The 1,119-nt window shown below is 79.2% G+C and carries 1 pseudogene; it reads left to right on the plus strand.

From position 1 onward, the window contains the following. Window positions 1-1,006, plus strand: a pseudogene (locus WCS02_RS20515) (hypothetical protein); the annotation flags it as partial. Window positions 1,007-1,119: the final 113 nt, after the last annotated feature.

The raw sequence follows: 1,119 nt of genomic DNA on the forward strand, positions 1-1,119 counted from the left end.
GGTCCGGGTGGACGGCCCGGTCGCCGACGCCACCGCGGCCGAGCCGCTGCCCGCCGCCGTGCTCGTGGCGCCTCAGGCCGCCGGCTGGCCGCGCTGGTTCGCCACCGTGACCGACCCGAGCACCGCGCCGGCACCGGCCGCACCGGCCGACCTGCCGACCGACCCGCCGACCGACCTGCCGTCCGGTGCGCCGTCCGGTCAGGCGTCCTCGGACCTCGCGTCCGGTGAGCCTCTGGACCCGGCGTCCGCAGCGCCGTCCGCCGGGGACCTCGACGCGACCACCGACGGGACCGCCGCCGTGGCCGCGCTCCCCGTGCTCGAGCTCTACACGTCGGAGGACGTGAGGCTGCCGTACCGGCTGTGGGGCCGGCTCACGCTGCTCCCGGGCGCCGAGCTGCCGTCCTTCCCCGCCGCCGAGATCGGGGCCCTGCCGCTCGCGGTCGGGGAGGGGCCCGACGCGCTCCCCTCCGGCGACCCGTCCGCCGGGGCCGCACCCGTCGAGGAGGACGAGGACGCCGAGGACGACGGCGCCGCGGAGGACGAGGCGGAGCTGCTCGCCGCGGTCACCGACCTCGCCTCTCGGTACGCCTCCGTGCTCGCCGACGGCGACGCCAGCGCGGCGGCGGCGGAGTTCGAGCCCGACCCCTTCGTCGAGGCTGTCCGCGCCCGGACCGTCGCCGAGGCGACCGCGGTGCAGGGGGTCGCCGGCACCCTGGTCGAGCACGGGCCGCTGGACGGCGTCGAGGTGCTCTACGCCGCCCGCTCGGCCGGGGGCGACCTGCTCGCCGTCACCGCGGTCGAGACGACGGTCACCATGACGCCCCGGTCCACCTCCGGCGTGCTGCGTCCGGGCCCCGAGGTGCGCGCGGCGGCCGGGGTCGAGGAGACCGACGACGTGCTCACGACGCGCTCGGTCGCGGCGCTGGCGTTCGTCGTGCCGGCCGAGCAGGGGGCCATCCGCCTGGTCGCGGTCGGCGAGGGGCTCGTGTCGGCGGAGACCGGCTGACGGGGGACAATCGGACCATGACGCAGCAGCCGGCCCTCAACTTCCGCGGGGCGGTCGACCTGACCGCCCTCGCGCGCCCCGCCGCCCCCGCCGCCGCCCCGGGCGCGCCCCCC

The sequence above is a fragment of the Aquipuribacter hungaricus genome (assembly GCF_037860755.1).
Classification (GTDB): domain Bacteria; phylum Actinomycetota; class Actinomycetes; order Actinomycetales; family JBBAYJ01; genus Aquipuribacter; species Aquipuribacter hungaricus.